Genomic DNA, 25,017 nt, shown 5'->3' with positions numbered 1-25,017 from the left:
TAAGAAAAATCCCAAGCCATGCCTGCCATGACACAGTTGCCTATCTTTCTATGGCCTATCTGTTTTATCAGGTAGGTTATTATTCTCGGTAAATTTAAAAATGCCGTCTGAAACCTTAAAATCGGGTTTCAGACGGCATTTTAATAAAGACGGCTTGAATCAGCGATGGTAGTTCGGCGCTTCTTTGGTGATTTGCACGTCGTGAACGTGGGATTCGCTCATACCGGCAGAAGTGATTTCCACAAATTCTGCTTTCTCGTGCATTTCAGCAATATTGGCGCAACCCAAGTAACCCATGCTAGAGCGCAGACCGCCGGTCAGCTGGTGGATGATGTTCACAATCGGGCCTTTGTAAGGTACGCGGCCTTCGATGCCTTCAGGGACGTATTTGTCGGTGCTGTCGGTTTTGTCTTGGAAGTAGCGGTCGGCAGAACCTTGGCTCATCGCGCCTAACGAACCCATGCCGCGGTAAGACTTGTAAGAGCGGCCTTGATAGAGTTCGATTTCGCCCGGTGCTTCTTCCGTACCGGCAAACATACCGCCGAGCATGACGCTGTATGCGCCGGCAGCAAGTGCTTTGGCAATATCGCCGGAGAAGCGGATACCGCCATCGGCAATCAGAGGGACACCCGTGCCTTTCAGGGCTTCGGCAACATTGTGGATGGCGGTCAGTTGAGGCACGCCCACACCGGCCACGATACGGGTCGTACAAATCGAGCCCGGGCCGATACCGACTTTGACGGCATCCGCACCGGCAGCCACCAAATCCAAAGCGGCTTTAGCAGTGGCGATGTTGCCGCCGATGACTTGGATATGCGGATAGGTTTCTTTGACCCAGCGCACGCGATCGATAACGCCTTGGCTATGACCGTGGGCAGTATCGACCACAATCACATCCACGCCTGCTTCTACCAATGCTTTGACACGCTCTTCGGTATCGCCGCCGGTACCCACCGCGGCACCGACGCGCAGACGACCTTCGGAGTCTTTGTTGGCGTTGGGAAATTCGGTAGTTTTTAAAATATCTTTAACGGTAATCAAGCCTTTAAGCTCGTCTTTTTCGTTCAATACCAAAACGCGCTCGACTTTGTGCGCATGCATGACTTCGCGCGCTTCGTCTATGCTTGTGCCTTCGGGGACGGTAACCAAACGCTCGCGCGGTGTCATGATGGCGGAAACAGGCAGATCGAGACGGTTTTCAAAACGCAGGTCGCGGTTGGTTACGATACCGACCACTTTGCCGTTTTCAACGACAGGCAGGCCGGACATTTTGCGTTTGCGCTGTGCGCGCATTTCCAAAACTTCGCGGATCAATGCGGTCGGTGCAACGGTAACGGGATCTTTCACCACGCCGCTCTCATGGCGCTTTACTTTGGAAACCGCACGCGCCTGCAACTCCGGCGTCATGTTCTTATGGATAATGCCGATGCCGCCTTCTTGCGCCATAGAGATGGCCAAACGCGCTTCGGTAACGGTATCCATTGCCGCAGAAAGCAGGGGGAGGTTGAGTGTGATGTCGCGGGTGAGTTTGGTTTGAAGCTTGACATCTCGGGGTAGCACGGTTGAATGTGCAGGAACCAACAGGACGTCGTCGAAAGTATAGGCTTTTTCTACGATACGCATGATGCTTGGTCTTTCAGTTTGTGCAAGATGCACGGCATTATAACATGGTACTTGCGTCTTAGCAGCCGATATTGTTTACAATATTTATCCGTTGCAGGATAGTTGGAAAACAGAAGGGCTAATGCCGTCTGAAAAGGGAAGAGGAATCATGTTAATTGTTCCAACAAAGCCTGTTTCAGGGTAGATTGGATTTTCGGATTTTTCAAATCGGGGCTGAAGACGGTAAAACTGTCTTCGACGCGTTCGTCCAGCGTGGAGATTTTGGCGTAGCGCAGGCTGACGTTGTGGGCGAAAAAGACTTCCGCCATATCGGCGAGTAGGAAGGGGCGGTTGACGGCGGTGATTTCGACGGAGTACCAGTCGGGGTAGTCTTCTTCGGGGGTAATGGTGATGCTTGGCGCGATCGGCATATAGCGGCTGCGGCGGCTGATGCGGCGGCTGTGGTTTGAGGTTTCGGCAACGGTGTGTCCATGGATAAAGCTGTTGAGTTCGGCTTCAAGCGCGCTTTGGATGTCGGGGTAGTCTTCGGGGGCGTGCTGCGAGGGAATTTGCACGATGAAGGTGTCGAGGATGTAGTCGTGTTCGGTGATGAAGGCGCGGGCGGCGAGAATGTCGAAGCCGTGGCGGCTGAAGATACGGCAGAGACGGGCAAACAGGCGCGGGCCGTTGGGCATAAAGATCATCACTTGGAAGCTGTCGCTTTTGGGCAGGATGCGGCTGCGGACGATGGGGGTTTCAAAGTCGTGGACGAGGTTGGCAGCGTGCCACAGGATTTCGCGCGACTGGTGGCGGGCGAAATAGGCGGAACCGAGTGCGTTCCATAGTTTTTTCTGCTGTTTTTCGGGGACGGCAGCGCGGGTGAGCAAGTCGGCGGCTTCTTGTTGGCGGCGACCGAAGAGGGCGTGCGGGTTGCCGCCGTTGCCTGCGAGGTAGCGTCCGGCGGCATGGAAGAGGCTTTCCAGCAGGCTGGCGCGCCATGCGTTCCACAATTTGGGATTGGTGCCGCGTATGTCGGAAATGGTCAGAAGGTAGAGCGCGCTGAGGCGTTCGTGGGTTTGCACGCGTTTGCAGAAGGCATCGAGTACGTCGGGGTCTTGGATGTCTTCTTTTTGGGCGACAGTGGACATAAGAAGATGGTTTTCGACCAGCCAGGCAAGCAGGTCGCTTTCTTCTTCGGTCAGGAAGTGGTCGGCGGCAAATTGGCGCGCGTCTGCGATGCCTTGTATGGCGTGGTCGCCGCCGCGTCCTTTGGCGATGTCGTGGAAGAAGGCGGCGAGATAGAGAATGCCTTGCTTTTCAAAGGACTGCATCAGCGCGGAGGCGTAAGGCAGTTCGTGGCTGTGCATGTCTAGGGCAAGGCGGCGGACGTTGCGGACAACGGCGAGGATGTGGTCGTCCACAGGATAGATATGGAACAGGTCGTGTTGAAGCAGGCCGACGATTTTTTCCCACGCGGGCAGGTAGCGTCCCAACACGCCGTAGAGGTTGAGGAAGCGCAGGGTTTGGGTCAGCCCGTTGCCGCTGCGGAAAAAGCCGGCGAAGCGGCGGCGGTTTTCGGGATTTTGGTAGAAGCTGCGGTTGATTTTGCGCGTCGCGCCCCACCATGCGCGCAGGGTTTGCGGTTCGAGCGCGGTAATGTCGTTGCGCTGCTGCATGATTTCGACGATTTTGAAAATGTGTTCGGGCCGTCTGAAAAAAATATCGGTGTGCCGCGCGGCGATTTGGTTGTTCACTTGGATGTAGTCGTCGTCAATCCGCAGGGTAACGCGCAACGGGGTGGAAGAAACGCGGCTTTGTAGCATGGGCGTGAGGATGCCGCTCAGTTGTTTGACGGTTTTAATCGCGCGGTAAAACACGCGCATCAGTTCTTCGCTTTGACGGCGGCGGTTTTCATTTTGATAACCCATACTTTCGGCGACTTGCGGCTGCAAATCGAACAGCAGGCGGTCTTCGGCGCGCTTGGCTTTTAAATGCAGATGGATGCGGATGTGGGCAAGGCGGCGGTAGCCGTGTGAAAGCATACCGGCTTCAGTGCGCGTCAGAATGCCTTGTTTGACCAGCGCAGGCAGGTTGGCCGCCAAGCCTTGCGCTTTCGCTATCCAAAGCAGGGTGTGGATGTCGCGCAGACCGCCCGGACAGCTTTTGATGTTTGGTTCCAATACCGCCCCTGAGCCTTGTGATTTGGCATGGCGGTGTTCCATCTCCACCAGTTTTGCCTCGATAAACGCCGCTACATTGCGTTGCGCGTTCATTTTTTCCGCCAGTTCGTCCGCCGTTTGACGGTTGCCGAACAAAAAACGGGCTTCTAAAAACGCCGTGTCCCCCGTAATATCATTGCGCACGCTTTCGCACAGTTCGTCAATGCCGCCGCTTTTTACAGACGGCAACAGTTTACAGTCCCACAGGGTTTGGACAAACCGGGCAATCTGTTCCTGAATGCCGTCTGAAAGCGGGGCAGGGGAGACAATCGCCAAATCCACATCCGAACAGGGATACAGTTCGCCGCGCCCGAAGCCGCCCACCGCCATCAGGCATAACGCGCTGTTTTGAAAATGTTCTACCCACAATGCTGCCAGTAAGGTTTCGACTGCCGCCGTATATTCCCTGAAAAATACCGACACGCGGTTGGCTTTCAAATAATGCGCTTCGGCGGCATCGCGCTGCTGTTTGAAGGTTTCCAGTACTGAAGACAGGTTTGCAGGCATTTTTATTCTTTCGATTGGCGGGAAAAGGGAGGCGGATGGTTCGGCGGTCAAATACCGCTTTCAGACGGCATTTGTCGGGTATCGGCGGAATTGGTCATCAGGTTCAACCGTTCCTGCGGCGGCAGCAGCAACTGATACGCCGCCACGCCCAAAGCCGCCGCCATTTTTTCGATATTCGACAGGGCGATGTTCCAGCGTTTGCGCTCGACTGCCGACACATAAGTCCTGTCCAAACCGCATTGCCGCGCCAATTCTTCTTGCGACCAACCCTTGTTCACGCGGAAAAGCCGCATATTGTATGCCAATACCGCCCGCAAATCCTGTTCGTCAGGCAGTTCGGCAGGCAGAGTCAATTTGTTGCCCATCATTTGTTTCCGGATAAATGGTTAAAGTTAAGCATTTGCTGTTACGGATTTTACTTCACATAAAAGCCAAAAAAAGGGGTGGCGGCAGCCACACCCAAACACACACACATCAAGAGGAAAGAGGTAAAATCAAGACAGATTGGGAAACAGCAAACAAGCAATCTAGATTTCATATCGGTATTATCAAACAAAAACCGTTATCGAGTATTGATTCAAATCAATTTCGATTTTATTCGCAATCCGGTAAAGAAAAACGGCATATCCGTTTATATGGATATGCCGTCTGATGGTGCAGGAGACTGCTATATTTGGCAGTGATTTGTGTTTTAGTCCTCTTGCGCCGCTGTTTGCAGGTAGTTGGGCAAACCAATTTTGCCGATCAGTTCCTGCTGGGTTTCGAGCCAGTCGATGTGTTCTTCGTTGGTGTCTTTTTGTTTTTCCAACAAATCACGGCTGACGTAATCCTGTTGCGCTTCAGCTGTGGCGATGGCGGCAAGCAGGGCTTCGTGTTTTTCCTGTTCTTTGGTCAAATCGCAGGCAATGATTTCTTCGGTAGATTCACCAATCAACAGTTTGCCCAGTTCTTGCAGGTTTGGCAGGCCTTCGAGGAACAGAATGCGCTCGATCAAATCGTCGGCAGCTTTCATTTCAACGATTGACTGTTTGAAGAAATGTTCGCCCAGTTCTTCAAAGCCCCAGTTTTTCAAAATACGGGCGTGAAGGAAATATTGGTTGATGGTTACCAGTAGCAGGCCGAGATTTTTATTCAGCTCGCGGATAACCAAACGGTCGCCTTTCATACGGACTCCTTTTATTCCGAATACAGATTACAGTTGGCTTTGGTAGTAGTTGCCTTCGCCAATCAGCTCGATCAGGCGCAGCTGCTGTTCCAACCAGTGTGCGTGGTCTTCTTCGGTGTCTTTCAATTGGGCAACCATCAAATCGCGGGAAACATAGTCTTGCGCTTCTTCACACAGTTTGATGCCTTTTTTCAAAGCGTCGCGCACTTCGTATTCGGTTTGCAGGTCGGCTTTGAGGCAGGAAACCACGTCCGTGCCGATATTCAGTTCGGCGCGCGTCATTTTCGGCGTGCCGCCCAGCATCAGGATGCGGCGGATAAAGTCTTCGGCGTGTGTGGTTTCCTCTTCCATCTCGTGGTTGAGACGCTCAAAAAGTTTGGTGTAGCCCCATTCGGAGTAGAGGCGGGAGTGGATGAAGTATTGGTCGCGTGCTGCCAGCTCGCCGGACAGCAATTCGTTCATATAATCTAAAACTGCTTGATTGCCTTGCATAATATTTCTCTTTTCTTAATTTGGGTTTCGTGCGGTTAAACAGCGTTCTGTAACGCTGTTCGGGATGCGTGCATTGTATGCAAAAGTTTTTGATATGACAAATTTTCTATTTAAAATACAAACAATTATCAAAAGAAATAGGGTGTATTCCCCGATGCCTTCCAAATCAGTACGCTGTTTTTTATCGGTTTTTTGTGCTGCTAAAACTAAGAATCCATATCATCCATAAAGAACATTTACACTTGTTAACCATAGTGAAAAGCAAATACTGTACGTTTTTTTATCAAAATTTATAATGAATCGTTCTCATTAACCGACAGATTCTTTTGAGATTATCGGACTTTGGGAAGAAATTATGCCGTCTGAAGGGCTTTCAGACGGCATGGACAATTCAAATTGATGTTGTTTACATCAAACAAGACGGCAGATAGCAGCGTAGGAAATTATTTTTTACTTCGGAATGGTGTCCGAGTTTAATGATGCCCGCAACCGCCGTGGCTTTCGCTGTGAATTCCAACGTTGTTTGCGACTAAAATATGCAAAATTTTATACTTTTAATAATGTTATTTGAGACTAAATTATAAGAAAGCTAATTGAGTTTGGGTTATTGATAAAGGGTATTAACTCATTAAGATTGTCTTCCTTTTAACCATTTTTCTACTACGCATATAAAACTATGCCAATCCGTAAAATTCCTAAAAACTATCGAAATATTACAGGCATCGCTCCATATAACAAAGCTATAGGCATTGCAGCTTATGAGTCATCTTTGGAGCATGATTTTTTAACTCTGCTGGAATTTGATTCTAATGTACAGCATTTTGAAGTACAGCCTATCGCGATTGAGTGGTTTGACCCAGCAGGAAAGAAACATATCTATACCCCTGATGTTTTGCTTCATTATCAAAATGATGTAATTATTTACGAAGTGAAATATCGTAGCGATTTACGTAAAAACTGGCGTGAACTCAAACCTAAATTTCAGGCTGCCTTACATTTTTGCAAATCACACGGTTGGCATTTTAAACTGATTACAGAGTTAGAGATTCATACTGATTATTTATGCAACGTACGCTTTTTATTGCCATATCAACAAAATGGCTTATCTGGCGAATACAGCGAAGCATATATGACTTTATTGGATGAATCGTTACGCGAATTGAAAAAATCCACACCTAAACAGCTTATTCAACAGACTTTTCAGGATGAATACAATCAAGCAAAATTATTGCCTGTATTGTGGTACTTACATTGCAGAACGAAAAATTGGCGCAGATTTAAATCAACCACTCACTATGCAATCCGCTATATGGTTTAAAAAATGAAAGCAACTTTAAATGTGAATGTCGGTGCAATGGTTTTGTTTCAAAACAAAATCTGTGTAATTACAGCAGTCCTGGATTTAGAAACATATCAGTTACGCGATAGTGTAACCGGTGCAGATTACCAAGCAAAATTAGCGGATCTATCAACAGTCCAGAGTGCTGAATTAACCCATTTAGATAGTATTCCTGAGCAAAAATGGCAATTAGCTCAACAACATTTCGATGTAATTGAGCCACTTATCCGAAATACAAAACGTAGTAAATCTGATGTTCAAGCGAGAGCTGCCGAATGCAGTGTATATATCAGTACGGTTTATCGCTGGTTAAAAAGTTATAAGGAAAGCGGCGTTCTTACTGCTTTAACACGTAAGCAGCGTAGTGATAGTGGTAAAACACAGCTTTCTGATGATGTAGAACAGCTTATCAGGCAAGTATTGGAAGTGGATTATTTAAGCACACAACGTAAATCAATACAGAAAATCATTAGAGAAATTACACGGCGTTGCCATAAACAAAATTTACCGGTCCCTCATGCTAATACCATTCGTTCTCGAATCAAAAATATTGCGCCTCAAATTAAAATTGCTAAACGGTTAAGCCATAAAGCAGCAGAAATGAAATTTTCTCCTTTACAAGGTAGCTTTCCAAATGCCGATTATCCGCTTTCAGTGGTACAAATAGATCATACAAAGTTAGACATTATTTTAGTCGACGATGTATATCGTAAGCCTATTGGTAGGCCGTGGATTACGCTGGCGATTGATGTGTTCAGCCGAATGGTTACGGGATTTTATGTGTCATTCGAACCACCAATTGCATTATCTACAGGTTTGTGTTTAGCACATAGTATTTTGTCTAAAGAAAGCTGGTTGGCAAAACATGGAGTGAAAGGGCGGTGGCCTGTGTGGGGTTTGCCACGCAAAATTCATTTGGATAATGCAAAAGAATTCCGTGGCAAAGTGCTGGAAAAGGCGTGTAAACAATACGGTATTGAAATTGAGTGGAGGCCTGTGGCACGTCCTCATTTCGGAGGACACATTGAGCGTTTACTGGGTACGATTTTGGATGAAGTCCACGGTTTAACTGGTACTACTTTTGCAAATACACAACAAAGAAAAGATTATGCTTCCGAAAGCAAGGCGGCATTAACGCTAACTGAATTTGAAACGTGGTTAACACTATTTATTTGTGATGTTTATCATCAGCGTACTCATTCTGGATTGGGAATCTTACCGTTAGCCAAATGGAAATCAGGTGTATTTAGGAGATGATGTTTCTTTAGGAACAGGATTACCTGATAAAGTGGTTGATGAGACACTATTGTGCTTGACCTTTATGCCGTTTGAAATGCGGACGGTGCAGCAATATGGGGTAGTTATCCATAAAATCACTTATTGGCATGACGTTTTACGACCGTGGATTGCAGCAACTAATCCGACTAATCCTAGACAGGCTCGCCAGTTCATTTTTCGCATAGATCCACGTGATTTAAGCGTGATTTGGTTTTATGACCCAGATTTATTGATGTATTTTCCAATACCTTATCGGAACAGTTCGAATCCGGTTATCAGCATTTGGGAGTTACGAGAGATTCAGAGACAATTAAAAAATGAGCAGAAACAGAATATTGATGAGAACATGATTTTTGCAGCATACGGACGAATGCGAGAATTGGAACAGCAAGCTCAAGGTAAGACTAAAGCTATCCGTCGCGCTCAACAACGTCGCCAATTAGATCGACGTACTCGAGCATCTTTACCTATGCCTCAAATTGATTCGAGGAATATTATATCGTCTGGAAATGAGGAAAATATGTTTGATGATATTCAGCCTTTTGATGATTTGGATGATTTATCATGAATTATCCTCACCTTTCTCCCAAAGCAGCCGAGCAACTGAATTTAGATGAATTAGAGCGTATTGAATACATACGTTCTTCACGTTGGATAGGCTATCCGCAAGCACAACAAATTTTGACGAAATTGGAAGATTTGCTTGTATTCCCCAAACAGAACCGTATGCCTAATATGCTATTGGTTGGCGATACAAACAATGGCAAAACGATGTTGGTTTCCCATTTTCTGCGCCAACACCCTGCACACGATAACCCAAACGGCAACGGCATTATTGCGCCAGTTGTGCTAATCCCAAGCACCGCCAACGCCTGATGAAAGCCGTTTTTACAATGCTATTTTGGATTTGCTGTTTGCGCCCTACAAAGCCCACGACAGAACTGATAAAAAATTAGCGCAAGTGCTGCATTTACTCAAATATATCAATACGAAAATGCTGATTATTGATGAAATTCATCACATTCTGTCAGGCAGCTTGAATAAGCAAAAAGCCTTTTTGAATGTGATTAAATACATGGGAAATGAATTACAAATTCCGATTGTAGGTGTAGGTATTAAAGACGCATATCGAGCCATTCAAACTGATGCACAGTTGACCAACCGTTTTGAACCTGCGGTGCTTCCTCGTTGGGAATTAAATAAGGATTTTATGCGTTTATTGATGAGCTTTGAACGGATGCTGCCGCTTAGTCAGCCGTCGGATTTACATGAAATTTCGTTGGCTACAAAGTTATATGCCATGAGTGAAGGATATATTGGAGAGCTTTCTCGTTTGCTGACACAAGCTGCTGTAGCCGCTATTCAACAACAAACTGAATGTATTAACGAAACAATCTTAAATTCAATCAACTGGATTAGCCCAAGCCAACGTAAACGTCAATTGGATAAACTCAGATGATTCTACCCGCTCATCCAAAACCTTATCCTGATGAATTGCCGGAAATTCGATGGTTGCGTTGCAGTTGCCGTCAACCGCTATCAAGGAGAGCAAGCGGTTGCAGTTGGTTATTCCAAACTTTCAGAAAACGGCAAACATGTTTTCAAATTAAGCGGCTCGTTTAATGTAACCGGTTCCACCATCAAAGAAGCCATGATCGGCTCAACTTACGGTTATCAGTGGTTTTGATGCGGCAAACACATCTTTGATCATTCGATAGTATTTGATTTGACATCCTCCCCCGCCTTTAGGCGGGGGATTCCGCCCTAAAGGACGGAGCTTTACAGCACAGGGCCGACAAAAAACGGCAGCCTTTCGACTGCCGTTTTCTGACCTTTCTACATTAGTCTTCGTATATTGCAATGTAGTGTGCGACTGCTGCTGAAGGATTGAAGCATCGGAAGACGAAAAACATGGCGACAAAAAAGAAACCTGAAAGCTTATTACTATCTTTTAATAAAAACAGCAATAAAAGGCAGTAATGTGAAAAATACAAAAATAAAAATTAAAAAACCGCGATTAAAATTCCAGTAAAGCCGATATGACTTTTCCCGTTCCTCATAGTGCATTCTTTGAGCCTTCAATGACTCTATTTTGCTTCTCTTGTACTGTTCTTTATTGTTCATATACAACCTCATTTATTCATAATTGCAGGAAGCATATTAAGAATAAGGAAGACATAGATCGCAGCAAAAATTATTCCAAATATACTATTTCTTTTATTCCTCTGCAACTTAGCCCTACTTTCAATACATTTGGCCTTTGCCTTCATCAGCTTGGTAAGCTCTTGTTGATACTCACGATCTAAATCTTTTAAATAATTCTGACGTTCGGGTTTTGAGATTGTTTGTCCATATACATACTTTCCATACGAATACTCTATTCTTCTTATTCACTAAAATGACAGATGGAATGCTAGTCAAATCGGTTGTTAATTTGTGCATATTATGTGAAAAAGAAGGAAAATCAACCTAGTTTAGCCTAACCGGTTTGTTTGTGCAAAAAACGGCAGCCTTTCGACTGCCGCTTCTTTGTTACGCTCTATTGTTTCCTGATGTTTTGCTACTTTGGGAAAGCCGTAGCCTAGCTGAGCGACACAGCACCATTCACGCTTGCTTATGGTTGCTGCAAGATTATTCCAACAACCTAATTCAGGCATGGCAGGATAAAGCAGTTCGCTACAACCATTTACTGAGAGATTTTTGGAATTGTCCTGATAGCTTTCGGGAAATGGTGTCGCAAATGAATCGGAATGTGCATAAAGAGTTGTATATGTCTTCAAATTCACAATAAAACATTTCACAAAATGTGGCAATTTGCCGTAAAATAGAATTTTCTTAATCAGTAAAAGGATGAGGAAAATGTCCACGACTTATGCCCGAATTGAAGCGCGTATTCCTATTGAAATTCAGCAAATGATTAAACAAGCTGCTAATTTGGAGGGAAGAACACTAACCGATTTTATGATTAAAGCACTATCAGAAGCAGCCAAACAAACCATTGGAGAAAATCAAATGGTTAAATTATCTATGGCAGACCAACAGCGTTTTGTAGAAATAATGCGATCGTCTAACCAACCTACCGTAGCCATGCAAGAAGCAATGAAACTGCACGAAAAAATGGTTCAGTCATGATTAAAATTAAAGCATTTGATAAATCCATCAATCGCAAAACTTTTCATTGCACGTCAGAACCGCTTAATCACTACTTTCAGAAAACCGTTAGCCAAGATGTAAAACGTAAATTGAGTTCGTGTTTTGTGGCGGAAAATGAACAAGGCGAGATAGTTGGCTTTTACACGTTGGCAGCGACAGGTATTTGCCTTGACTTGTTGCCTGAAAGCGAAGCCAAAAAATTGCCGAAATATCCGCTTATTCCGTGTGTATTGTTGGGACGATTAGCAGTTGATGAACGATGTACAGGACAAGGATTAGGGCGAGTATTGTTGGTTGATGCAATTCAGCGCGTGAGCCGTTCTGATATTGCTGCGTTTGCTGTGATGGTAGAAGCAAAAGATGAATCAGCTAAATTGTTTTACGAAAAAATGGGTTTTCAAGCATTGATTGATGAACCATTGCGATTGTTTTTCAAATTATGATTTTCAGGCTGCCTGTTACTTGTTCAGGCAGCCTGAAATTATGCTAATTGTCAGGTAAATCAACTCAATGGAAATAACTGGTCAAACTTATCATATTGTTTAGGATTTTTCTCTTTATCAGTAAGAAACGGCAAGCCAATCAAACGATAATGCGGTGTATCTTTTTGCAAAATCCTATTTTTACCGTATTGTGTGGTAATCACATTTAAGATATCTTGTTTCCAAGAATCCGTTGCTATCAAATGTTCGCCTTTTGGTTCATTGGTCTTGAATTTTACTATCTATCATTGGAAATCCTTACTTGTTAGAGTTAATAATTTTAGTATAAATCTTCTCTGCATAACTTTTAATATCTGTATGCGTATGCTTAAAAGTTTTCATATTTTGTATGCCTACAAGTTTACCCCAAATACCTTTATTCTTCGCCAATTCATGCAATAAATTAGCAAAATAATCTATTTCATTATTCGTATCTAAATGAAGAATAGCGGTAATAAAATGTTCATTATCTCGCGCTTGAATTTCAATTAGCCAAAATGTTTTTCCGCAATATTCAATTTTACCAAATAAGACTTTACGTCTTGTCTTACTTTTGGAATCCAAATAAGACCATTGAGCTTTATTTCTTGGGGCCATAAAAGGAACAAAATCACAGTTCTCGTTATTAAATAGATGGATAGCAGCCTGAATGTCGGCATAATGTTCATTCAAATATTTAATCGCTAAATCTGAATTTTCAAAAGTTGCAGCTAAGGCATCCCTATTTTGTTTTTCGGATTGGGTATTAAAAGTGCTAATGGACGCAGGCATAATTGTAGTTTGGCTCCATGTACCTAAATCCACTCCTAAGCCGGTTACATTAATTTTTTCATTTATGGCAAGTTTCTGTGCTTTGTATTCATTAAAGGGCTTTTGGGGTTTTTCAATCTTTTTATCGATCAAATCTGAAAAGCAATTTATGTTTAAGTTAAATTGTAATGTTGATACGCAATTGACTGATTCATATTGATTTTGAATAGTGGAATTTCCCTTGAGACTGGGAGTTTGTCCCCCTCTTCGATATTCTTTCTTTTTATCATCAGGTATATCTGTTTTTTTTATCTCCCTTTCGATTGTCATTATTCCTATCAACAGAAATATCAGGAAAAGGAGCCGAACAAGAACAAATCTCCGTAACTAAGAATCTATCAACAATTTTAATACCGCGAACCATTAAATTGGTTGGATTGATAAATGGGAAATTGGTAGATAATAATGTAGTTGGTTGTTCGGTAACTCCTATTTTTATTAGGGAATTTTTAATCTGAAAGAGTCCAGATAAAGCAATATTTGAAGTCAATATTCTTGCTAAAATAAAGGCCTCTTGATCTGTATATTGCTGTGGTAATTTAATGACTACCTCGTCTGTTTCATTATCTATCGCATATGAGCTAGTCTAGTTGAACAGGCATAGTAAAAACGGATAATTTCTATTACTGGAATAATTATTCCATTTTTGTAATTTTCATTTTGAATTCTGAAGCAAGAAAAAGGTACTTTTGCATCAGTTGCGAAATTTTTCTGCAACAATAATTTGCATTCTTGTTCTCTTCCGCTTGAATCTAAATATTTTATTTTGTAATTGCTATTAATTATTTCTACTGTATTTGCATTTATTTCAATATTTTTAAGAGTAACTATATCTGTAACTGTATTATTATTTTGGAGTTTTCCTTTTATCCAAAGAGATCCCACTCTTAAAATAGGAAGCAAGCCTATATTAACAGGAATCTTTTTCAATTGATTATATTCTGGAATTTCTCTACCAGAACTATCAAATCTAGCAAAGTTATATACAGAATTATCGTGAAAGTTAACTGGGCGTAAATAGACTTCAATAAACAGGTTATTGTTATTTTTTAATTGGGAAAAAATCTTCCCTAACCCATCAATTCGCCACAATTTATTATCATGTGGGAATTCGGCAATTTCAATAACTGGTTGTTGATCCATATTTGCCCAGTCGAACTTAGCGTTATAAAGTCGCAAATAGCGTAGTTCAGTCTCAAATAGCGTCAGAATTCACATTTACATCAAACAAGGCGGCAGACAGCAGCGTAGGAAATTATTTTTTACTTCGGAACGGTGTTCCGGGTTTAATGATGCCCGCAACCGCCGTGGCTTTCGCGTAAGGCTTCGGCAGCCTGTTCGTCGGCGTGGTAGCTGGAACGGACCATCGCGCCGATGGCGGCATTGGTAAAGCCCAGTTCGTATGCTTCTTTTTCAAATATTTTGAATTGTTCGGGTGTAACGTAGCGCAAGACAGGCAAGTGGCCGTCTGAAGGTTGCAGATATTGGCCTATGGTAATCATTTCGATATTGTGCGCCCGCATATCGCGCATAATTTCGCGTACGTCTTCGTCTGTTTCGCCCAAGCCGACCATAATGCCGGATTTGGTCGGGATATGCGGCATCATTTCTTTATAACGTTTTAATAAGTCTAAAGAATGTTGATAATTGGCACCGGGACGGGCTTTTTTGTACAGGCTCGGATGGGTTTCCAAGTTGTGGTTCATCACGTCGGGCGGGGTTTCGGCAAGGATTTTGAGTGCGATGTCCAAGCGGCCGCGGAAGTCGGGGACGAGGATTTCGATTTTGGTGTTCGGGCTGGTTTCGCGGATGGCTTTGATGCAGTCGGCGAAGTGTTGTGCGCCGCCGTCACGCAGGTCGTCGCGGTCAACCGAGGTGATGACGACGTAACGCAGGTTCATGGCTTTGACGGATTCTGCAAGGTTTTTCGGTTCGTCGGGGTCGAGCATATTCGGACGGCCGTGTCCCACGTCGCAGAACGGGCAGCGGCGGGTGCAGATGTCGCCCATAATCATGAAGGTCGCCGTGCCTTTGCTGAAGCATTCGCCGATGTTGGGGCAGGAGGCTTCCTCGCAAACGGTGTGCATTTTTTGTTCGCGCAAAATGTCTTTGATTTCAAAGAATTTGCGTGATGGGAGTTTGGCGCGTATCCATTCGGGCTTTTTCAGTTTTTCCTGAAGGGGGACGACTTTGATGGGGATGCGGGCGGTTTTGTCCGCGCCTTTGAGTTTGATGCCGCGTTTGGGATCGTCGGTTTTGATTTCACTCATTGTTATCTGCTTTCGGTGTGAGTTGTGTTTTAAGATGTGTGGTCAGCTTGGCGGCGACTTCGTCCAGCGTGGGGCAGGGGTGGACAAAATCCGCGATTTGCGTCATTTCCATACCGGCATAACCGCAGGGGTTGATATGGGTAAACGGGCTTAAATCCATATTGACGTTGAGCGCAAGGCCGTGATAGACGGAACCTCCTTTGATACGCAGCCCCAGTGAGGCGATTTTGCGTTCTCCGACATAAACGCCGGGGCGTTTCGGATCAGCTGCCGCTTCGATGCCGTATTCCGCCAATGTGGCGATGATGCTGTTTTCAAGCGCGGAGACGATGTTTCTAACACTGGTTTTGCGCCGTTTGAAATCAATCATCGTATAAACGACCAATTGCCCGGGCCCGTGATAGGTAATCTGTCCGCCCCGGTCAATCTGGATAACGGGGATGTCGTCCCTAATCAGCAGATGTTCGGGTTTGCCGGCCAGTCCCTGAGTGAACACGGGCGGATGTTCTATCACCCACAATTCATCTTCGGTAGAGGCGGTACGGTTGGCGTTGAAAGTTTTCATTGCCTCAAAAGTCGGCAGATATTCAACCAAACCTTTATGTATGATTTTCATATCAAAGTACCACTTTGACCAGTTTGTGCGAAGTCAGCGCGCGGTAGATATTGTCAAGTTGTTCTTGGTTTTCAACCTTTACTTGTACGGTGGCGCCGGTATAGTTACCTTTGCTGCTCGGCCGCGTGGTGATGTGGTGCGCCTGCGTGTCAGGGGCGTGAAGGCGGACGGTGTCCAATACCGCCTGCTCGAACTCGGGATGCACCGCGCCCATTACTTTTAATGGGAAGGTGCAGGGAAATTCGATGAGGGATGTTTTGTTTTTTTGTTCGGTCATAATGTGCTGCCTTATCGTGTACGGTATGCCGTCTGAAGGCGGGTTTGCCTTTCAGACGGCATCGGATGTGCGGTATTTTAGCCTAAACCGCGATAACAGGCTATCGGGAAGGCGGGGGCTTTTTTGACGGAGCGGCGGTTCTGCTATACTGGCGAGCAATATTATTTTCGGAAGGGTGGATTTTATGTATCGGAGGAAAGGACGGGGCATCAGGCCGTGGATGGGTGCCGGTGCGGCGTTTGCCGTCTTGGTTTGGCTGGTTTTCGCGCTCGGCGATATGCTGACCCCTTTCGCCGTCGCGGCGGTGTTGGCGTATGTGTTGGATCCTTTGGTTGAATGGTTGCAGAAAAAAGGTTTCAATCGTGCCGCCGCTTCAATGACTGTAATGATTTTTGCCTTGCTGCTGCTTGCCGCGCTGCTTTTGATTATTGTCCCTATGTTGGTCGGACAGTTCAACAGCATGGCATCCCGTTTGCCACAACTTGCAGGTTTTATGCAAAACACGCTGCTGCCGTGGTTGAAAAATACCATAGGCGGATATGTGGAAATCGATCAGGCATCCGTTATCGCATGGCTTCAGGCGCATACGGGCGAGTTGAGCAACGCGCTTAAGGCGTGGTTTCCCGTTTTGATGAGGCAGGGCGGCAATATTGTCAGCAGTATCGGCAACCTGCTGCTGCTTCCCCTGCTGCTTTATTATTTCCTGCTGGATTGGCAGCGGTGGTCGTGCGGCATCGCCAAACTGGTTCCGAGGCGTTTTGCCGATACTTATACCCGTATTACAGGCAATTTGAACGAGGTATTGGGCGAATTCTTACGCGGTCAGCTTCTGGTGATGCTGATTATGGGCTTGGTTTACGGTTTGGGATTGATGCTGGTCGGGCTGGATTCGGGATTTGCCATCGGTATGGTGGCCGGTATTTTGGTATTTGTCCCTTATCTCGGGGCGTTTACGGGATTGCTGCTTGCCACTGTTGCCGCCTTGCTCCAATTTGCTTCGTGGAACGGCATCTTGGCTGTCTGGGCGGTTTTTGCAGTCGGCCAGTTTCTCGAAAGTTTTTTCATTACGCCGAAAATCGTGGGAGACCGTATCGGCCTGTCGCCGTTTTGGGTTATCTTTTCCCTGATGGCATTCGGACAACTGATGGGCTTTGTCGGAATGTTGGCAGGATTGCCTTTGGCTGCCGTAACCTTGGTATTGCTGCGCGAGGGCGTGCAGAAATATTTTGCCGGCAATTTTTATCTGAACAGATAAGGCATTGACGAAGTATAAAGTTTCCGAAGGGGATGTTTTGTTTTTATCCGAAAATGCAGTATGGATACCTGCAGTCCGCGTCCGTTATCAAATAAGGGTATGGGGATAAACATATTTTTGAGATTTTGGATTTAGATAAAAATGCCGTCTGAACCTTTCCCGTAAGATTCAGACGGCATTTTTCATATCTACTGATTGGGATATTTATTGGGAAGTTTTACCCTTGTCGAGGATTTTCATCCCAGCCGAAATCAGACTACCAATGTCGGCAACATTGGCGGGCATAATCAGCGTATTGCTTTCTTTGGCAAGATTGTTGAACGCGGCGACGTATTGTTCCGCAATCTTCAGGTTGACCGCATCCGCGCCGCCTTGGGTTTGAAGGGCGGCGGCAATTTGGCGGATGGCTTCGGCATTGGCTTCGGCAACAAGGCGCAAGGATTCCGCTTCACCTTTGGCACGGTTGATGCGGGCGATTTTCTCGGCATTTGACGCATTGACCGCAGCCTGTGCCTCGCCTTCGGATTGTTGGATTTCGGCTTCGCGCTGACCACTGGCAAGGTTGATTTGTTCGATTTTACGGCCTTCGGATTCGGCGATACGGGCGCGTTTTTCGCGTTCGGCAGTAATTTGCGCCTGCATCGCGCGCAAAATCTCTTGCGGCGGCACCAAGTCTTTAATCTCATAACGCAACACTTTCACGCCCCAGGCTCCGGCGGCTTCATCGAGGGCGGAAACGACGGTGCTGTTGATTTCGTCGCGTTCTTCAAACGTTTTGTCCAACTCCATACGCCCGATAACGGAGCGCAGCGTCGTTTGGGCAAGCTGGGTAATTGCCATGATGTAGTTGCTCGAACCGTATGAGGCAAGTTTGGGATCGGTTACTTGAAAATAGATGATACCGTCAACAGTCAGCTGCGTATTGTCGCGTGTGATGCAGACTTGGCTGGGGACATCCAAGGGAATTTCTTTCAGCGAATGGCGGTAGGCGACGCGGTCGATAAAGGGAATCAAAATATTCAAACCGGCTGTCAGGGCGCGATGGAAACGCCCGAGCCTTTCGACAACGTGGACTTCCTGCTGTGGGATGACAACAAAGGATTTGAAGCCGAAAACGGCAACGGCTACCAACAAGATAATGAAAAATTCCATAATTCCTCCGAGTGTTAAGGGTTTGCGATGATAAGAAGGTTGCCTTCCTTGCGGACGATTAGGGCGCGTGTTCCCGGTTCAAACACTTCCTGCCCCGTATTTTGCGCCTGCCAGTGCGTACCGCGATAAAAAACTTCGTAACGGTTGCCGCCTGCGTGCCGGAGGATTTCGGCATATTGCCCGGCATCCAAATCTTGATATGAATCCGTTTCAATTTTTCCCACGGTGGTTTTGGCGTGTACGAACCAAATGCCCAGCGCGGAAAGCAGTGCGGCGGTCAAGACGGCGGCAGGTGTGCTGCCGGTCAGCCCGTAGATAATGCCCGAACCCGCCAAAGCCGCGCTGACAACCAAAAGATAAACCGTTCCCGTCAATAATTCGATGATTAAGACGGCAACAGCAGCAACAAACCATACGGTCATACATTTCCCCACAAAGCGCGTCGTTTGACAAAATAACGCAATATCAGCAGTATAGCCGAATTTGAAAGGATAGGGCAGATATGGACACTTGGCACGATGCACTCGGCGGTGAAAAACAGCAGCCGTATTTTCAGGAAATTTTAAATGCAGTCAGGCAGGAACGTTTGTCGGGACAAATCATCTATCCGCCGGCGGCGGATGTGTTCAACGCATTCCGCCTGACAGCGTTCGACCGGGTCAAAGCCGTTATTCTCGGACAAGATCCGTATCACGGGGCAGGGCAGGCGCACGGTTTGGCATTTTCCGTCAGGCAGGGCGTCCGCATACCGCCGTCTTTGTTGAATATCTACAAAGAATTGGAAACCGACATCGAAGGCTTTTCCATTCCCGATCACGGCTGCCTGACGGCTTGGGCGGAGCAGGGCGTATTGCTTCTGAACACGGTTTTGACGGTGCGTGCAGGACAGGCGCATTCGCACGCCCTTTTAGGTTGGGAACGCTTTACCGATACCGTCATCAGGCAGCTTGCGACACACCGCAAGCACCTTGTCTTTATGCTGTGGGGCGGGTATGCACAACAAAAAAGGAGGCTGATAGACAGTCAAAATCATTTGATATTGACCGCGCCGCATCCGTCCCCTTTGTCGGCATATCGCGGTTTTTTCGGCTGCCGCCATTTTTCACAGGCAAACAGCTATTTGAGCCGACACGGTATCGATCCGATAAACTGGAAGCTGTGAATGCCGTCTGAATGCTAAGTTGCTTAAACCTCGTTCAAGGCTGCTTTTGAAACCGGAAATAAGGTGATTAAGGAAAACCGGCTCATAATGCAAAACCGTCTGAATCCCAGGGTTCAGACGGCATTCGAGCGTCAAAGTTTTCGTGTCGGGTTCATTTAGCGGAATTCAAACAGCTCTTGATGCAATGAGCGTGTCTTAAGGTTTCCTGCAATACCGCTTGTAAAGCTGCGACTGCCGCAAAGCCATAGGCTGCGGGCTTCACTATTCCGAACGCTTTGTGCAATATGATTGACGGACAATCTTTGGGTTTCGGAAGGAATATAGTGGAACGCAACATTCGCTTGTTCAGCCAACGCTTTCCATTGACCGATTAGTTCCGCAGATAAATTTCTATCGGCATGAAACCAGTCAATCGGTTGATTGGAAGGTTGTTTGGCTAATTCTTTGAGTCTTGCAAGGAAAGGCGTAAAACCAATACCGTTGCTTACCCAAATCTGTGCATTTTTATCTGAAAAATTGAAGCGGTCGTATGCACCGTCAATTTGAACGGTATCACCGATGTTCAAGCGTTGGGGTAGGCGATGGGTGTAGTCTCCCAAGTCTTTGATGATGTTGCTCGTAGCTCTCAGGGTCGGCATAGATTTCTACGCTGTTCGGGCTTCACATTCAGTTCTCCTAAGCGGATAAACGGAGCAGCCTGCACCTGTAAAGTCAGTCCAAGACAAGCCATTGCGAAAAGTTGTTTCAGTTTCATTCTAGCCTCCTTAGGAAAAGCGGAATTTTACTTTTGACGTAAAATCCCACCGCACTTTTAATAAGCCGCTTTATTTTTCGCTGCTTTTGTCAAACCGTCCAACCATGCTTGATGGCCGTTGACCATTGGATTGGGCACGGTTTCTGCCAAGCCTTTGGCGAGTTTGCCGATTTGGCTTTCTTCAGTTAATACACGCACGCGGTTGTTCGGCAGGTTTTCTAAAATCCATGCGTGATACACATCGCTGAAATCTTCGCCTTCGCCAAAAGTGCCGGACCATGCAAGACGGACAAGATTGCCATCTTTGCCGATATCAAATTCTTCTACTTTGCAGGTAACGTGAAAGCCAAAAGTATCAAACACAAAATCGGCATCCGCTGAAAGCTTAGTCGTTGAACCGTCGCCCACCACGATATTTTCTGCATTGTGATAATAAGTGCCCCATGCTTTGGTATCCGCTAAATAAGGCAGCACATCCGCAGCAAAGCCGCCGAGCGTTTGGCGATTACGCAGCCCGCCATGAGCGGCGTGTTGACAAGATTGCGCGACAGTTTTGATGATCCGTTGTTTGTGCGGGTACAGGGGGCGTTGTGCCGACCAATCGGGCATTAGAACTTGCTCCGCAAGTGAAAAAGGTACTGCATGAAATAGAGCAATTATTACAGCCGCCACGGTTTGATCCGACAACGGCTGAATTAACCGTACGTATCGCTTGCACGGATTATGCAATGCGTGCCGTAATCGTACCGTTTCTGCATTTGCTGAAAATCCAAGCCCCAAAAATCAAGGTAGCGGTGCTGGCGATTAACGAAAGCGCCGTGCAAAATCAGCTTGAACGGCGGCAAATCGATTTTGCGCTGGTTACACCAAACTTCCAAGCACCGGATATTCACGCAAAAAATTTGTATGACGAGCGTTATATCTGTGCCGTTCGCCACGATCACCCAATAGCCCAACAATCCCAACTGACCCTTGAGCAATTTTGCCGGTTAGAACAAGCCTTGATTTCCTATCATGGCGGCAGCTTCAGCGGTGTTACCGACCAAGCCCTGCAAGCGATGGGACTACAAAGAAATGTCAGCCTGTCGGTACAAAACTTTATTGTTTTGCCTGAATTGTTGGAGCAAAGCGATTTACTGGCAGTCGTGCCTGAGCGTTTGATTGCCAATTTGCCCAATCTCAAACGCTTTGAATCCCCTCTTAAAATTCAAGGTTTCACCAAAACATTGATTTGGCACGAACGGACACATAAAGATCCTGCCTATCGCTGGGTCAGAGAGCTGATTGAAAAGGCTTGTTTGATTGAAGAGAGATAATGGATGCTAATGATAGGTAGACGTTTTCTTCATGATTCATCTCGTAGTTTCTTACAGCCGCTTCGACAAACGGATACCATTCCGCCACTTTCTTGTAATCGGCAGGATAGTGCTTTTTCAGCAATGCCATTTCTGACGGCTCAAGTGAACGGAAAGAATGCCCTAATACCGCACTTTCCGGCGAAAGTTTCAATTTATGATGCTGTATGTACCGCATTACTTCCGCTTTATTCCAGTGCGCCACCGGGTAAATTCGGCCACGTTTGTCATCAATACTGCCGCTGTTTTTAATCATGGCGCGGCGGACAATGCTGTCGGCGATTCGTTCGCCGGCCGCAATCCACCATATATCGGACGACAGCCTCAAATACTGATAGACATCAAGTGGCTTGACGACAGGGACAGAGTAATCTTCTTTCCGGAACAAGCCGTACCGCATCCACTCCGAAATCATAAAATGCGGTATGCGTTCAATTTCAATACCGTATCTCGCTTCGTACCAGCGCAAATTAGCCTCTTGAAAACTCAAGCCCGGCACAGAGTACATAAACACAACATGAATGCGCTTAAAGTAACGGGCGCACAAATCCAGCGTTACTATGCTGTCTTTGCCGCCCGAAAAACACACAATACAACCGTCCGAAATCCTGCTTGCCGTCTTAACTGTCTCAAACAGGATATTCGACATAATTAACCGCCTTTACCGCCGATGGACTTACGACGCGCGAGGTTTGCGGCATCACGGCGGGAAATTGTATTACGAAGTGCCCCATAACCCAATGAACCGACACGGCCAAAAGAGTTACTTCGGCTGCCTCCGCTGCCGACATAAGAATTACCTTTTGCTTTAGCCATTCTAATCTCCAATAAAAAACCGCCTTTCGGCGGTTTTACTTGTATTTAAGCCAAATACTTTTTTCAGTAAAAGACCTGCCTGTTTCAAAATGACGCGCCTCATCAAAAAACGCACCATCTGAAAACTCTATCAAATCATCATCGACATCAAACAAACGAAGCCTGCCGTTTACCTTCTTTAAGCTGACATGGCGGATATTGTCCAGCACCCACGCATAGACACCGTCTTCAATTTCATCCGCGCAAGCATCTTCCGCATCATCAGGCATAGCAGGACGAACATCTACCAATTCGACGACACACATCATCACACCGGCAGGCAGTTGATGGGGTTCATCACCCCAAATAACCCACGCGTCTTTTTCTGACTTGGATGCACAAATCAACAAATCGCCGCGATAGTCTGTCTTCCAGCTTCTCAGTTCGATTGATTTTTCACAATTGCCGATCAGAAAAGCAAACGGCTGCTTTACACTCAACGCTTTCATAATCTAACTATGTTATACTAATAATCACATTTGGCACAAAATCGGCGTTCCGCAATATGCGGCTGCCTATCTTGATCTGCTGGCAAAATATAACCGTTTGATCGATAAGATTTAAAAACGAAAAAAACCGCCTGTAAAGGCGGTTTATATAGCTATTTCCAAAATATATCATAATTGTATCTAAAAGGTTTTACGCAGTCAATATGTTAGAACAATTTCATATTGGAAATTTTTTCAGTTTCAACGCCGTAACTGATTTGGTCGCCACGCGCAACAAAGGCGTAGTCCTTAAAGCCCGTATATCCGCCGTGCTGATTTTTTGCGTTAATACGCGCGTTGAAGATATGTCCGAAGTAAAACATACGCGTCATGCAATTACCCATTGACGGGTCGATTTTTGTACAAACCGCAATCCACCCTTTACGCGCCGGTGCCGTATCAACGCTGCGAATATTCACAGAATCCGGGTCAACAAGGTTATCGACCGCCCATTCTTTTATCGCTTTCTCAAACTGACTAGGCGGCATCGGTGCCGGATACGTCGCAGCCGCCAACTGTTGCCGACTAGGCTCAAGTGCCGCCGCACATCCCGCCAAGCCGGCAGCGACAACGACAGCAAGAATCAGATTCTTCATTTTTCATCCTTTTGTGTAGTAATGGGGGGGGGGTGAAATTATGCCACAGCGTTTAAACTCGTCATAGAGTTTTATTTGCGCGGTCTCTTCTAGTCGGGCGATGACTTGACTGACTTTTTTTTGTTGCCGCCATTGAGAAATTTCCCTAATATAAGTGGCTGAGTTCTGAATGGGTTTGAATAGATTTGCAAAAATATCTATTCAGCCTGTTATAAATTTAACATAATATACATTATGCGAACTATTGGAAACAGCTGTATGTGCTTTGAAATATCTGTACTCTTGATGCTGTTTCTGGTTCTATAATCAAGTCTATGACTTCCTGTGGTCTTTCCAAATGGTATAGACAAAGGCAGGCAGGAAAATTAAAGTATGGACAATGCGGCTGAATGTATAGCTCGGCGCATCCGCGTATCTGAAGGTACTGAACGACATGCCCTGCATCCCTTTCGACGCTTCCGTCCGGCCGATATTGGGGAATACGTTGACCTTCAATACGATATACAGGCAGCAGACACATAAATATGCCGCCCATACTTTTTTAATCCAAAACATTATATTAACGGGTGCAAACAGTAAATCGCCCGACTTATCCCAAAAATTCTCTTACTTTTTCATCATTTCTTCTGTCAAATCCTTGGAACGGTCGATTTGAAAACACGGCTTTACATACGCCCCAATTCCCTTTGCAGGGCTTGGATATTTTGCTGTCTGTCCAAAACATTGCTTTGCAATGCGTTGATTTCTTGATGATTGATGTTACCGCCTTTTGCCAGACGTGCTTGTGATAACATTTTTTGGGCTTCAGCCAATGCTTTGCGTTCGTTGCTCAATTCTGTTTCTAGAATGGAACGTCTGCTGTTGTTTGCGGGCGCCTGTTGCGACGGGGGCGTATTGGATTTTGCCGGCTTGGATACTGTTTTGACCGGGGCTTTATATTTGACAGCCTGTCCGCCGTTTGACGGTGATGGTGCCGGTTCGGATGTTTGGGGCGGGATATAGCGTTCGCTGCTGTAGTTGCCGATCGGGGGCAGGTCGGTTGAGTGGCAGCTTTTAGACGGCTTGGTGGTGTAAACGGTTTCTCCGTTGATTGTGCAGGTATAGATTTTGACCGCATTCGCACCCAACGGGCTTGAAATTAGGGAAAGGTTGATTAGGATTAAAGGGAGTTTTGATTTCATAATGTGCTT

29 protein-coding genes and 3 pseudogenes are annotated in these 25,017 nt (G+C 45.9%); 11 read left to right on the top strand and 21 right to left on the bottom strand.

The genetic code is table 11. The features are described 5' to 3' along the window. Nucleotides 1–159 precede the first annotated feature (159 nt). The 3 genes from guaB to DBY86_RS03385 form a co-directional block, all read right to left on the bottom strand. Nucleotides 160–1,623: an IMP dehydrogenase gene (guaB, locus tag DBY86_RS03395; RefSeq protein WP_107818919.1), complete on the bottom strand. Its 1,464-nt coding sequence runs from the start codon at nucleotides 1,621–1,623 to the stop codon at nucleotides 160–162. Between the two features lie 146 nt (nucleotides 1,624–1,769). After that, nucleotides 1,770–4,328 carry a [protein-PII] uridylyltransferase gene (glnD, locus tag DBY86_RS03390; protein ID WP_107818918.1) on the bottom strand — a complete coding sequence of 853 codons (2,559 nt, stop codon included), beginning with the start codon at nucleotides 4,326–4,328 and terminating at the stop codon, nucleotides 1,770–1,772. 47 nt (nucleotides 4,329–4,375) lie between these two features. After that, nucleotides 4,376–4,696: a helix-turn-helix domain-containing protein gene (locus DBY86_RS03385; RefSeq protein WP_003710267.1), complete on the bottom strand. Its 321-nt coding sequence runs from the start codon at nucleotides 4,694–4,696 to the stop codon at nucleotides 4,376–4,378. A 14-nt stretch (nucleotides 4,697–4,710) separates the two neighbouring features. On the opposite strand from DBY86_RS03385, the gene DBY86_RS13295 reads away from it, so the two are divergent. After that, nucleotides 4,711–4,980: a hypothetical protein gene (locus tag DBY86_RS13295; RefSeq protein ID WP_199901035.1), complete on the top strand. Its 270-nt coding sequence runs from the start codon at nucleotides 4,711–4,713 to the stop codon at nucleotides 4,978–4,980. 39 nt (nucleotides 4,981–5,019) lie between these two features. Here DBY86_RS13295 and bfr (DBY86_RS03375) read toward each other — a convergent pair whose 3' ends face one another. Next, entirely contained in the window at nucleotides 5,020–5,493 is a 474-nt protein-coding gene (bfr, locus tag DBY86_RS03375) for a bacterioferritin (protein ID WP_002213535.1), read from the bottom strand. Nucleotides 5,494–5,520: 27 nt separating this feature from the next. Then, entirely contained in the window at nucleotides 5,521–5,985 is a 465-nt protein-coding gene (gene bfr, locus DBY86_RS03370) for a bacterioferritin (RefSeq protein WP_107818917.1), read from the bottom strand. Nucleotides 5,986–6,661: 676 nt separating this feature from the next. On the opposite strand from bfr (DBY86_RS03370), the gene DBY86_RS03365 reads away from it, so the two are divergent. The 5 genes and pseudogenes from DBY86_RS03365 to DBY86_RS03350 all read left to right on the top strand — a co-directional run bounded on the left by DBY86_RS03365 (nucleotide 6,662) and on the right by DBY86_RS03350 (nucleotide 10,289). Next, nucleotides 6,662–7,303: a TnsA endonuclease N-terminal domain-containing protein gene (locus tag DBY86_RS03365; protein WP_234403374.1), complete on the top strand. Its 642-nt coding sequence runs from the start codon at nucleotides 6,662–6,664 to the stop codon at nucleotides 7,301–7,303. 3 nt (nucleotides 7,304–7,306) lie between these two features. Next, nucleotides 7,307–8,581 (top strand): DDE-type integrase/transposase/recombinase, encoded by a 1,275-nt coding sequence (locus tag DBY86_RS03360; RefSeq protein WP_234403373.1) that lies wholly within the window; start codon nucleotides 7,307–7,309, stop codon nucleotides 8,579–8,581. Beyond that, nucleotides 8,565–9,170: a Mu transposase C-terminal domain-containing protein gene (locus DBY86_RS13580; RefSeq protein WP_234403372.1), complete on the top strand. Its 606-nt coding sequence runs from the start codon at nucleotides 8,565–8,567 to the stop codon at nucleotides 9,168–9,170. The genes DBY86_RS03360 and DBY86_RS13580 overlap by 17 nt, the downstream gene beginning before the upstream one ends. Further along, nucleotides 9,167–10,061, top strand: a pseudogene (locus tag DBY86_RS14085) (TniB family NTP-binding protein). The gene DBY86_RS13580 and the pseudogene DBY86_RS14085 overlap by 4 nt, the downstream one beginning before the upstream one ends. Before the next feature lie 30 nt (nucleotides 10,062–10,091). Further along, on the top strand, nucleotides 10,092–10,289 hold the full coding sequence (locus DBY86_RS03350) for a YadA C-terminal domain-containing protein (protein ID WP_107818916.1): 198 nt from the start codon (nucleotides 10,092–10,094) through the stop codon (nucleotides 10,287–10,289). Nucleotides 10,290–11,076: 787 nt separating this feature from the next. Here the strand turns inward: DBY86_RS03350 and DBY86_RS13290 are convergent. Continuing rightward, a complete protein-coding gene (locus tag DBY86_RS13290; protein ID WP_199901034.1) occupies nucleotides 11,077–11,469 on the bottom strand; it encodes a hypothetical protein in 393 nt (130 codons plus the stop codon). Between DBY86_RS13290 and DBY86_RS03335 the strand changes: the two genes are divergently transcribed. Further along, a complete protein-coding gene (locus DBY86_RS03335) occupies nucleotides 11,462–11,734 on the top strand; it encodes a type II toxin-antitoxin system TacA family antitoxin (protein WP_003710290.1) in 273 nt (90 codons plus the stop codon). The two genes, DBY86_RS13290 and DBY86_RS03335, sit on opposite strands and share 8 nt — an antisense overlap. Beyond that, complete coding sequence (locus DBY86_RS03330; protein WP_107818914.1) at nucleotides 11,731–12,198, top strand: GNAT family N-acetyltransferase; 468 nt, start codon at nucleotides 11,731–11,733, stop codon at nucleotides 12,196–12,198. Before DBY86_RS03335 ends, DBY86_RS03330 begins: the two co-directional genes overlap by 4 nt. A gap of 59 nt (nucleotides 12,199–12,257) precedes the next feature. Here DBY86_RS03330 and DBY86_RS03325 read toward each other — a convergent pair. The 5 genes and pseudogenes from DBY86_RS03325 to DBY86_RS03305 form a co-directional block, all read right to left on the bottom strand. Continuing rightward, nucleotides 12,258–12,458 (bottom strand): annotated as a pseudogene (locus DBY86_RS03325) (hypothetical protein); the annotation flags it as partial. 37 nt (nucleotides 12,459–12,495) lie between these two features. Further along, nucleotides 12,496–14,190, bottom strand: a pseudogene (locus DBY86_RS14080) (hypothetical protein). Between the two features lie 143 nt (nucleotides 14,191–14,333). After that, a complete protein-coding gene (gene lipA, locus DBY86_RS03315; protein ID WP_003752416.1) occupies nucleotides 14,334–15,317 on the bottom strand; it encodes a lipoyl synthase in 984 nt (327 codons plus the stop codon). Then, nucleotides 15,310–15,933 (bottom strand): lipoyl(octanoyl) transferase LipB, encoded by a 624-nt coding sequence (gene lipB, locus DBY86_RS03310; RefSeq protein WP_107818913.1) that lies wholly within the window; start codon nucleotides 15,931–15,933, stop codon nucleotides 15,310–15,312. Before lipB ends, lipA begins: the two co-directional genes overlap by 8 nt. 1 nt (nucleotide 15,934) lies before the next feature. After that, nucleotides 15,935–16,210 carry an HP0495 family protein gene (locus DBY86_RS03305; protein WP_002213528.1) on the bottom strand — a complete coding sequence of 92 codons (276 nt, stop codon included), beginning with the start codon at nucleotides 16,208–16,210 and terminating at the stop codon, nucleotides 15,935–15,937. Between the two features lie 184 nt (nucleotides 16,211–16,394). Between DBY86_RS03305 and DBY86_RS03300 the strand changes: the two genes are divergently transcribed. Continuing rightward, on the top strand, nucleotides 16,395–17,465 hold the full coding sequence (locus DBY86_RS03300; protein ID WP_107818912.1) for an AI-2E family transporter: 1,071 nt from the start codon (nucleotides 16,395–16,397) through the stop codon (nucleotides 17,463–17,465). A gap of 204 nt (nucleotides 17,466–17,669) precedes the next feature. Here the strand turns inward: DBY86_RS03300 and DBY86_RS03295 are convergent, their stop codons facing one another. Together DBY86_RS03295 and DBY86_RS03290 are read right to left on the bottom strand one after the other, a co-directional pair. Continuing rightward, complete coding sequence (locus DBY86_RS03295) at nucleotides 17,670–18,617, bottom strand: SPFH domain-containing protein (protein ID WP_107818911.1); 948 nt, start codon at nucleotides 18,615–18,617, stop codon at nucleotides 17,670–17,672. A gap of 14 nt (nucleotides 18,618–18,631) precedes the next feature. Next, on the bottom strand, nucleotides 18,632–19,039 hold the full coding sequence (locus tag DBY86_RS03290) for an NfeD family protein (RefSeq protein WP_107818910.1): 408 nt from the start codon (nucleotides 19,037–19,039) through the stop codon (nucleotides 18,632–18,634). 80 nt (nucleotides 19,040–19,119) lie between these two features. Between DBY86_RS03290 and ung the strand changes: the two genes are divergently transcribed. Then, a complete protein-coding gene (gene ung / locus DBY86_RS03285) occupies nucleotides 19,120–19,779 on the top strand; it encodes a uracil-DNA glycosylase (RefSeq protein ID WP_107818909.1) in 660 nt (219 codons plus the stop codon). A gap of 155 nt (nucleotides 19,780–19,934) precedes the next feature. Here the strand turns inward: ung and DBY86_RS03280 are convergent, their stop codons facing one another. Both DBY86_RS03280 and DBY86_RS13555 read right to left on the bottom strand, forming a co-directional pair. Beyond that, nucleotides 19,935–20,417: a ferredoxin reductase domain-containing protein gene (locus DBY86_RS03280; protein ID WP_199901033.1), complete on the bottom strand. Its 483-nt coding sequence runs from the start codon at nucleotides 20,415–20,417 to the stop codon at nucleotides 19,935–19,937. Nucleotides 20,418–20,590: 173 nt separating this feature from the next. Next, a complete protein-coding gene (locus DBY86_RS13555) occupies nucleotides 20,591–21,220 on the bottom strand; it encodes an SRPBCC family protein (protein ID WP_234403367.1) in 630 nt (209 codons plus the stop codon). 41 nt (nucleotides 21,221–21,261) lie between these two features. On the opposite strand from DBY86_RS13555, the gene DBY86_RS03265 reads away from it, so the two are divergent. After that, the gene (locus tag DBY86_RS03265; RefSeq protein ID WP_107818907.1) at nucleotides 21,262–21,849 is read left to right on the top strand and encodes a LysR substrate-binding domain-containing protein; all 588 of its coding nucleotides are present in this window, start codon (nucleotides 21,262–21,264) and stop codon (nucleotides 21,847–21,849) included. On the opposite strand, the gene DBY86_RS03260 is transcribed toward DBY86_RS03265, so the two are convergent. The 6 genes from DBY86_RS03260 to DBY86_RS03240 all read right to left on the bottom strand — a co-directional run bounded on the left by DBY86_RS03260 (nucleotide 21,806) and on the right by DBY86_RS03240 (nucleotide 25,008). Continuing rightward, nucleotides 21,806–22,537, bottom strand: coding sequence for a phosphoadenosine phosphosulfate reductase domain-containing protein (locus DBY86_RS03260; protein ID WP_107818906.1), 732 nt, complete (start codon nucleotides 22,535–22,537; stop codon nucleotides 21,806–21,808). The two genes, DBY86_RS03265 and DBY86_RS03260, sit on opposite strands and share 44 nt — an antisense overlap. 2 nt (nucleotides 22,538–22,539) lie before the next feature. Further along, on the bottom strand, nucleotides 22,540–22,704 hold the full coding sequence (locus DBY86_RS12870; RefSeq protein WP_159068539.1) for a hypothetical protein: 165 nt from the start codon (nucleotides 22,702–22,704) through the stop codon (nucleotides 22,540–22,542). 35 nt (nucleotides 22,705–22,739) lie between these two features. Continuing rightward, the gene (locus DBY86_RS03255) at nucleotides 22,740–23,192 is read right to left on the bottom strand and encodes an ASCH domain-containing protein (RefSeq protein WP_107818905.1); all 453 of its coding nucleotides are present in this window, start codon (nucleotides 23,190–23,192) and stop codon (nucleotides 22,740–22,742) included. A 206-nt stretch (nucleotides 23,193–23,398) separates the two neighbouring features. Next, nucleotides 23,399–23,827, bottom strand: a complete 429-nt coding sequence (locus DBY86_RS03250) for a hypothetical protein (protein WP_107818904.1) — start codon at nucleotides 23,825–23,827, stop codon at nucleotides 23,399–23,401. 312 nt (nucleotides 23,828–24,139) lie between these two features. Further along, nucleotides 24,140–24,382 carry a hypothetical protein gene (locus DBY86_RS03245; protein ID WP_107818903.1) on the bottom strand — a complete coding sequence of 81 codons (243 nt, stop codon included), beginning with the start codon at nucleotides 24,380–24,382 and terminating at the stop codon, nucleotides 24,140–24,142. A 110-nt stretch (nucleotides 24,383–24,492) separates the two neighbouring features. Next, nucleotides 24,493–25,008: a hypothetical protein gene (locus DBY86_RS03240; protein ID WP_107818902.1), complete on the bottom strand. Its 516-nt coding sequence runs from the start codon at nucleotides 25,006–25,008 to the stop codon at nucleotides 24,493–24,495. Between the last annotated feature and the right edge of the window lie 9 nt (nucleotides 25,009–25,017).

Source organism: Neisseria bergeri (genome assembly GCA_003044455.1).
Lineage (GTDB): Bacteria > Pseudomonadota > Gammaproteobacteria > Burkholderiales > Neisseriaceae > Neisseria > Neisseria bergeri.
The sequence above is the reverse complement of the archived record's forward strand: the minus strand, read 5'-3'. Positions and strand labels throughout refer to the sequence as shown.